The sequence below is a fragment of the Roseburia sp. 1XD42-69 genome (assembly GCF_003612565.1).
Lineage (GTDB): Bacteria > Bacillota > Clostridia > Lachnospirales > Lachnospiraceae > Roseburia_B.
In genome coordinates, this window is sequence record NZ_RAZG01000101.1 from 1 (window position 1) to 7872 (window position 7872).

The following is a 7872-nucleotide window of genomic DNA, read 5'->3' on the forward strand; positions in this document are numbered from 1 at the left end:
GCTAAGTATGTACGATTATGTGTAGAGGAAGAGACAAAGAAACTTTCATACCCCGCTTTCATTCCCGCTTTAGCAGGAATGAAAGGCAAGTGCTGTGAGCGGCGACGTAGGAGCCGAGCACAGTGCTTGAGTGCTTGCACCGGGGTAGTTGATTGACAGAGGGGACGCAGGTAAGATTTTTGAAGGAGGATGAGAATTATGTCAATGGAGATCACAAGCAATTACAGCAACTATGCGGCAAATTATGCTGATACCGTAAAAAAGCCGGATAGCAAGGCGGCAGCAGAGGTAAAGGCAAACACATCAGTAAACAGCAAAGACAAGGTGCAGGCGTATTATGAGAAATTGTGTAAAAAGTTCCCAAACATTACTTTTAATACAAGTAGTGGTCTTATGAGTGGGAATGAAAATAAGGTTGTATTAAATCTTTCCAGTCGATGCTTAGAAAAAATGGCCAATGATCCGGAATTTGCAAAAAGAGTGGAATTTAATTTGACCGGTGTGGTTCAGGGACAGAATAATATGTTTGCACAAGCTAAGGCAGATAATGCAGTAATACATGGCGTTACGGCTGTAATGGATGCCGATGGGAATGTTTCCGTTACTTGTGGTGGTATGACAAGAACCAGTGGGACAAAACAAAGTTCATCTGTAATGGGTACAGAAAAGAAACAAAAAGAAAGATTAGAGAAAAAGAGTGAGGAAAGAAAAGTATTAGAAGAAAAAGCGGTTAAGAAGCGGACAGAGAGAAAGGCGGAGGAAGAAAAAGCAGCGAAACGGCGGGCAGAAAGAAAAGAGCAGATAGAAAAACTGACGGAAGGGACGTACAAGGTATCTGCCACTGGCGTGGATGTGAAAAGCGTTACACAGAATATTGTTGCGGCGGTATCCGGCACATCGTCACCCACAGGGGCAAGTTTTGATATAAAGGCGTAAATAATCCTTACATCCAATTCCGCAGAGGTGCATAAAACTTTGCCCTTGCGGATTGCTCCGGCATATTGCATGGGAGCGAATGTGGCTCTAACAACAGAGGGCTGTTACATAAAAGAAATCGGAGGGCTTGAAAAATGCGTGTCAGCAGAATAACGGCATTACTTATTACGGCAATGATGATTCCCGCGATCAGCGGATGCACCACACAGGGGAGCCCGCCCCGGATGCCGTGCATCAGATTGAGGATGACGGTCCGGCGGTCTATGATGATGACCCGATAGCGGTGGAGCCGCAGCTTGACGAAGATGAACTGGACGGGGATTCGGATGAATCCAACGTGCAGGGGGAGATCATTTCGGCGGAACCGCATAAAGGGAGTGCGGAGTGAAAAGAGTATTTACTGGATTTATATAGGATTTCGGCAGAACGGCAAACATAATGAGTCAAAACAAAGAAAAGGAGAGTGCAGATCATGAATATCGATTACAGCCAGTTTTACAGAGGGACAACAAATATCCCATCATATGGAAGCGGTGCGTATAAGAAGAACACCCTTGTAAAATATGAGTTCAACACAACGGATGAACATGGCAACAAGGTCATGGATATAATGTCGAGGGAGGAAACCCTGCAGGTGATGAAGGATATCCGTTCACAGTATGGGGACAGTGTTATCGTGGAATTTTCGGGAGACGGCATGGCGGCCTTTGCGGAGGGCAGGAAGGGCTGGATGGTGCCGGAAGATAAGGAAGCAGTGGAGGCAAGAAATGCGGCATTCCAAAAGGATATCGTGCAGGTTGACAAGTCCTTAAATAATCTTCCGGCATATTCGGGGATGTATGGCGCAGACAAGGCGGTTGCGTCCGCACTGGAGAACTGTAGCAAAGAGGAGCAGGGATTTGTGTATGACATCATCCGGCAGAATTTCCTTGTCGGGAACAGCGGCTCCATGACGGAAGAAGAGCGGCAGGCGAACATATCGCTCGGCATGAAGAAAGCGGAATATGCGGCAGAAAACTTTATCCCGGAGGACAGCAGGGATGCGTTTCTGGAGGCAATGGAATCCATTGCGAAACTGGCAAGTGCGGGAAAAGCGGACAGTAACGGAAACATGGATTACGGTGTGGCGAAAGGCAGGTATCTTGGGCATGGGAGTAATCTTGTCCAGACCACAAACGCACTTGACATGATGCGGACGATGGACAAAGACGCATACGCAGAGTACCAGAAGATGGGGGAAAAAGATGACGGCGGGCTTAGTTCACTGAAATACCTTACAAACTGGTATGTGGATGCTGTAAAGAAGAATCCTTCGATGGTTGATAATTACGAAAAGCAGTCGGAGGAATATGTGGAGAAGAAGGTGAAAAATCAGAAACTGGATAAGACTTTTGCGGGCTTAAAGACGGGAAGCAAGGCCGCTTTCTTTGAAAGCTTGAAAATGTTCCAGAGCAAAAATCCCAATTTCCTCTCATCCATCATAAACCGGGAGCTGGCATCGAAGTTTTGGGGATTTTAGGGTTATGGAGGGGATGGCTGTTTATGGGTGCATATTACTAATATGGCACAGAGGGCAGGCATCCCCAGCGTTCCGGCAGATCAGTGAGAGGAGGTGAAGGCTGGTATGAAATTTGGCCGGGGAACATAGGCAAAATGTAATTATGAGGCAATGAACTGCTCAGACTTATCATGAGAGAGCAGAGGCGGCTCTGAACGACTGAGGGGTTGCAATAAAAAATAATGGAGGACATTTAGAGATGAGCATTAGCGGAGTAGGACAAAATTATTATCAGAACAATGTGACATCAGTGAAAAACAAAAAGAACATGAACGGCACGGAAGAAACAGGCGGTATACGGGAATTAACAGAAGCGGAAGAAATGGCTGCTTTCAAGAAGGAATTTTACGCAGAACTTGATAGGATACCACGGGACAGAACCATAGCAAATGTAGCAGTTAATATATCGGAGGAAGCATTTAAAAATATGAAAGCTGATCCAAAGTACAGGGAACAAATGTTGTCTGTAATCAGGCGTGATATGACTGGCTCTGTCGCCCCGGCTCCAGACTGTTCTTTGGTGATTACGGTAGGAGCCACAGCCAAAGATTATAGGGCAGATGGATGGTCTGTTAACAATGATTCGGAGTTTTATGCACGTTCTCAGGACAGCTTTTTTAAGAAAACAAGCGGGCAGAAAGACAGGAATAAGGAACTGCTGGAAGAATATCTGGAAAAGCGGACGCAGGTTAAGAGACAGCAGCAGGAACTTTTGGATGAAAATGCTGTAAAGGCGGAGCAGGAACGAAGCAGGCTGGCAAAAGCATGGAACAGTGAGAGGCAGATGGCGGCGGCATCCAATGCTTATGATGCAAATGTCATGACGGAAACTGTAGCGGATGGAGATTCACTGTTTGACTGAACAAGGCATTTGACCAGAATTATTGTGAACAGGAAGGAAAAAATGTATGGCAATTAGCATATCAAATTATCCTGTATATTTGCAGGATGGCCTTAAACTTGATAGGGATTGTTTGAAATCTCAGGAAAGTCAAAATGAAGGCCGGAAAGTATTTGATAGAGATTCATTAAAAGTTTCTCAATTATCGAAAAACAGGAAAATCTTAATGGATAGAATTAAGCATACAGTGGTGCAGTCGGCGGCATCACTCAGCAATATGAGAGCTGGAATCTTAAAACAAATCGGTGAAGAAAAAGGGCAGTATGGGTATTCTGAGGTGGTAAATGCCTGTGGCCTGAGTTATGCGAAGCTGTATTCTGAAATCGAACAGCGCCATGAAAAGGAACAGGAGCAGTACTATAATGCAGATGGGACTTTGCTGACAAAGGAAGAAGAAATTGAGTGGCTGGATATGCAGTATGAGCAGGAAATAGAGTGGCAGAAGTCCTGTTTCAGGATTGCGGCACAAGGGCAGGTCATTCAGGGGAATATTCCTGAAACGCCGACAAAAGAAATTGAAGAATTGGAAGATGCATTTTATCAGGCGAGGGACGATTATATGAAGCTGTACAATGAAAGCAAACAGGCAGGGAGACCGCTTGCTTTACAGAATTTTATTTTTGGGAACAGTCGGATGTATGAAATGCTGAATAGATTAGGAAATTTACAGGAGAGGGTGAAATAATGCAGGTCAATTCGTTCAATGGCACATTGCAGAAAAGATACTTTTTAGGAACAGGAAGCATAGGCGGTATCCATCTGCCCGACTTTAATGATAAATATGTTTTCTCCAAAAAGAAAAGCGGCATCAGTGATGAGGAATATCGGAAGCAGATTCGGGAGCAGGCTTATGAGGATTTTGCAAAAGGGCAGTTCCAGAATAAATCCGAAGGGTTTAACAGGCTGATGAAAAGCTACACATCGGAAGTGTCCCCGGACAGAAAAGGGATCATCACTTCCGGCCTGAAAGCTGTTTCCAAAAACAGGCAGAATGTGCTTAAGCCCATAGATTTTGTGGCGACGCTGCTGGAAGGGAAAGTGAAATATCAGAAACTGCCATCAGGAAACAGCGATTACATAGAGTTTTACGATAAGAACGGGGAAATGGTGGCGACTTATTCCAATAATGGGTGGACGATGTATACCACCAATGCGGAGGCTTCCAGACAGACGGAAATGTGCATGATCTATAACGAGGCGTGGGGAAATGCCAAGAGGGGCATACCGCTGGCGGGTGAAGAAGCGGTGGGGGGTGGAAAATCCGCAGAATAGTTTTGACGCAAAAGCATAGAAGGAAATAAAACTCATATCCCCGATAAGCCACAGCCTGACAAGGCAGGGTGGGCTTCTCCGGCGTTCCGGCAGATTGGGGAATCGGGGAACAGCGTTTGTTGGGAATGCAGGAATAAATTGCTCAAACTTGGAGGGATTATGAATAATACTGTTTTAGAATTTGAGTGTATTGGCATGGATGGTGGAAGCAAATTTCCCATCGAATATACCGGACGTGGGCAGGACATATCGCCGGAATTTATAATTAAGAACCTGTCACCAAATGCGAAAACCCTCGCTGTTACATTGGAAGATTTATCACACCCAATTAAGGATTTTACGCATTGGGTTATATGGAACATTCCTGCAACTGACAGAATAAAGAAAAATATTCCTGTTGGCAAGACAGTGCCAATGTTGGGGAATGCCCGCCAGGGGATAGGATATGGCTTTCACTGTTATGCGGGGCCGAAGCCACCGAAAGGGAAAAAGCATACTTACCGCTTTACAGTCTATTCCTTGGATTGTGAAATAAATATAAGCGCCAACTCTATGAAAAGAAATTTTCTGAAAAAGGCTGAAAGGCATATCATCCAAAAAGGTAGTATTGTTGGTGAGTTTGAATAAGATATAAATTCTACGGTTCCATATCCCCGATAAGGCCACAGTCACTTATTACGAGGGAGCGGATGCGGCTCTGAGGGGCGGCTATAGTAAAACAATGGAGGATTTGAAATGGGAGTTAATTCAGTAAATGATGCAGGTTCTGCATATGGAGCGGCTTTTCGTGATAAGCCTATATATTTAATGACAATAAAAGAATCCAGAGCTTTTTTTGAAGGAAAAATGCGAAAAAATATGGTATTGTAGGAGGACACCTGTACTCTCAGCAACAATAATACATACCGCAGGCAGCATACCACTTATGAGGTTTCAGATAAGGACAAAGGCAGCACATTCCTGGATTTGAATTTTCTGATCAAGGACGAGACCAGCAGCCTGAAAGGGAATCTCAGCAATGATAAGGATGTGGATTTTTATAACTTTTCCATTCCATTTATGAACTTCCAACGGAATTACTTTGGCGTTGAAGCTTACATTGATATGCCGAAGGGCTGTGATTACAACCTTACCCTATATGATGAATACGGCAACCAAGTGGGGAAGGCAGAGTGGGACGGCGAGGGGCGGAAGAAGCTGAACATCCCTACTTGGGATATCCAGACCAACAAATATTGCATCAAGGTAGAAAACGGAAACGGGGAGGAAGTTTCCCCGGATGATTATTATAAGATCAGTTTCCATGTTTCCCAAAATAAGGAGCACGAAAAGACTGACACCGTCAGGGAAGCATATGGGAATCTCCACAACGCATACGACCGGAAGGATGAAAACTGGCGGGAATATCTTGAACAGTACAATGCAGTCCTGCGGGGGACAGAGCAGAATTATTTAAAAGAACTGGAACAGCTCCACCAGAAGCAGTTTGACAGCCTGCCGGAAGAAAAGAAGTATAAGGGCAGGCGCACCGTGGATGAACTGCTGCAGGATATGGCGGAGGGGAAGGACTTAAATGATGCGGAATTGGAGTATGTGAAGATTTTTGCCAACTTGAAAGACATGGAAAAGGCGCAGAATAAAGCGGAGCTGAAAAACAGCTTTTCAGATAATTTCGTTAAGGATTTGGAGGGGATGGGCATTTCCCGTGACGACATAGAAGGTATGTGCGTAAGGATTGGGAGCAGCGGGGATGTGTCCGTGGATGGGATAGAGGATAGCACCGTCCGGGAACAGGTACAGAAACTGATAGATGAAAGATATGGTGACCGGATGTACCAGTATTATATAGGGATTGCGGACAGCGTGGGGAACCTGTCCTCTAATACATACCAGTATGCCACGGACGTGCAGGAAGTCCGGCGCTACCTGAAAGGTGTTACGGGGGAGGACATTTCTTTAGAAAATCTTTATCTGACGCCTGACGGGAAGATTGGAGGGCTGCCGGACAATGCGGCTAATCTGATCAATAAGACGAAGGACAATGCCAAGATAGAACGGATGAAGGATGCGCTGATAGATATTATAGGAAATATCAGGATAAGCGGCGACTTGGGGGTTCCCGATTTCACTTCACAGTTCCAGTTTAAGGATGGGGTGTTTTCCGTGGCGGACAGCGGTTTTGCAGTGGATATGGGCGCACTGGATGGCAGGCTGACGCCTCAATATTCAGGCAATATGTATTCCGATATGTATCAATATCAGTTCAAGAAAGTTTTATAAGTGTGTGGTTTCTTATCCCCAATAAGCCACAGTCCAACAAGGCAGGGCGGGCATCCCCGGCGTTCCGGCAGATTGGGGAATCGGGGAGCAGAAGGAAAACAAATAAAGCACAAATGATAAAAGGGAATAGGCAGGGACAGGCTGGTCCCCTTGCTACATATCAGTGCGGGGAGATAGCAACAGATGTATTTTGTCCTCTTATATTGTACTGAAATTGTGGCAGTCTCCCACCTGCTCATTTACAGTTTACTTCCAGTTGTATATAATTTCCGACAGCGGAACGAATTGGAAAACGATGTAGCCAGCTTGTGTGAAAAAATAGCGAATACTCCAGATTCAGAAAGACTTCCATTAGTGACAGAATTTGCAGGGAAATGGTGGGCTGATATTTCGGTGAGCTATGACGGCTATATCTATGAAATGAATCTGCTGAATGTAAATGAAACAGAACGTCTGCATTATTCTGGAACTACGGAAGATGTAAGCATCATTGCAGAAAAATCAGATGGAAAGATAAAAATATCACTGTCCCAGAATCCAAAAGACGGTACAGATTTCTTTTATGTGGAAAGAATATTGCCGAATGAAAACGGATATGTAAAAGCCACGGTATCAAGACAGCAAATTGAGGATGCGGTCAGTACAGTTATTGTTATTTTACCCATTACCGCCTTTTTATGTACGCTTATTTCAATACTGTCCGCCTTGGCATATTCCCATATGCTTACGAAGCCAATCAAACAGATTTCAAGTGCAACAAAGCAAATGCAGGAATTGACGTCGGATGTCCATTGTGAAATCCATACCCATGATGAAATGGAAGCTGTTGTTCGGTAGATTAGATGATGCTGCCCGCGTCACATTAAATGACGCTGTTTCTGTCTGAAAAGACATACACCCGGAAGATTATATAAAACGGAATTAT

The 7872-nt window shown here is 44.7% G+C and carries 10 protein-coding genes; all 10 read left to right on the top strand.

The genetic code is table 11. The features are described 5' to 3' along the window. Nucleotides 1–198: 198 nt before the first annotated feature. The 10 genes from D7Y06_RS22580 to D7Y06_RS22625 all read left to right on the top strand — a co-directional run bounded on the left by D7Y06_RS22580 (nucleotide 199) and on the right by D7Y06_RS22625 (nucleotide 7784). A complete protein-coding gene (locus D7Y06_RS22580) occupies nucleotides 199–936 on the top strand; it encodes a DUF6033 family protein (protein ID WP_120409820.1) in 738 nt (245 codons plus the stop codon). A gap of 127 nt (nucleotides 937–1063) precedes the next feature. After that, complete coding sequence (locus D7Y06_RS22585) at nucleotides 1064–1324, top strand: hypothetical protein (RefSeq protein ID WP_243119461.1); 261 nt, start codon at nucleotides 1064–1066, stop codon at nucleotides 1322–1324. An 84-nt stretch (nucleotides 1325–1408) separates the two neighbouring features. Further along, nucleotides 1409–2455 (top strand): hypothetical protein, encoded by a 1047-nt coding sequence (locus D7Y06_RS22590; RefSeq protein ID WP_120409821.1) that lies wholly within the window; start codon nucleotides 1409–1411, stop codon nucleotides 2453–2455. Between the two features lie 238 nt (nucleotides 2456–2693). Further along, a complete protein-coding gene (locus D7Y06_RS22595) occupies nucleotides 2694–3356 on the top strand; it encodes a hypothetical protein (protein ID WP_120409822.1) in 663 nt (220 codons plus the stop codon). A gap of 205 nt (nucleotides 3357–3561) precedes the next feature. Then, complete coding sequence (locus D7Y06_RS22600) at nucleotides 3562–4080, top strand: hypothetical protein (RefSeq protein ID WP_243119462.1); 519 nt, start codon at nucleotides 3562–3564, stop codon at nucleotides 4078–4080. Next, nucleotides 4080–4667, top strand: a complete 588-nt coding sequence (locus tag D7Y06_RS22605) for a hypothetical protein (RefSeq protein WP_243119463.1) — start codon at nucleotides 4080–4082, stop codon at nucleotides 4665–4667. The genes D7Y06_RS22600 and D7Y06_RS22605 overlap by 1 nt, the downstream gene beginning before the upstream one ends. A gap of 159 nt (nucleotides 4668–4826) precedes the next feature. Further along, entirely contained in the window at nucleotides 4827–5294 is a 468-nt protein-coding gene (locus tag D7Y06_RS22610; protein WP_120409824.1) for a YbhB/YbcL family Raf kinase inhibitor-like protein, read from the top strand. A 108-nt stretch (nucleotides 5295–5402) separates the two neighbouring features. Continuing rightward, nucleotides 5403–5537, top strand: a complete 135-nt coding sequence (locus D7Y06_RS27765; protein ID WP_256387250.1) for a hypothetical protein — start codon at nucleotides 5403–5405, stop codon at nucleotides 5535–5537. 96 nt (nucleotides 5538–5633) lie between these two features. Next, the gene (locus tag D7Y06_RS22615) at nucleotides 5634–6947 is read left to right on the top strand and encodes a hypothetical protein (protein WP_243119464.1); all 1314 of its coding nucleotides are present in this window, start codon (nucleotides 5634–5636) and stop codon (nucleotides 6945–6947) included. Nucleotides 6948–7232: 285 nt separating this feature from the next. After that, nucleotides 7233–7784: a HAMP domain-containing protein gene (locus D7Y06_RS22625; RefSeq protein WP_158591465.1), complete on the top strand. Its 552-nt coding sequence runs from the start codon at nucleotides 7233–7235 to the stop codon at nucleotides 7782–7784. Nucleotides 7785–7872: the final 88 nt, after the last annotated feature.

Excerpts from the sequence above, each read along its gene's own strand:
- D7Y06_RS22595 (WP_120409822.1), top strand. The coding sequence starts at position 2,694 with ATGAGCATTAGCGGAGTAGGACAAAATTATTATCAGAACAATGTGACA.
- D7Y06_RS22605 (WP_243119463.1), top strand. The coding sequence starts at position 4,080 with ATGCAGGTCAATTCGTTCAATGGCACATTGCAGAAAAGATACTTTTTA.
- D7Y06_RS22580 (WP_120409820.1), top strand. The coding sequence starts at position 199 with ATGTCAATGGAGATCACAAGCAATTACAGCAACTATGCGGCAAATTAT.
- D7Y06_RS22590 (WP_120409821.1), top strand. The coding sequence starts at position 1,409 with ATGAATATCGATTACAGCCAGTTTTACAGAGGGACAACAAATATCCCA.
- D7Y06_RS22610 (WP_120409824.1), top strand. The coding sequence starts at position 4,827 with ATGAATAATACTGTTTTAGAATTTGAGTGTATTGGCATGGATGGTGGA.
- D7Y06_RS27765 (WP_256387250.1), top strand. The coding sequence starts at position 5,403 with ATGGGAGTTAATTCAGTAAATGATGCAGGTTCTGCATATGGAGCGGCT.
- D7Y06_RS22600 (WP_243119462.1), top strand. The coding sequence starts at position 3,562 with ATGGATAGAATTAAGCATACAGTGGTGCAGTCGGCGGCATCACTCAGC.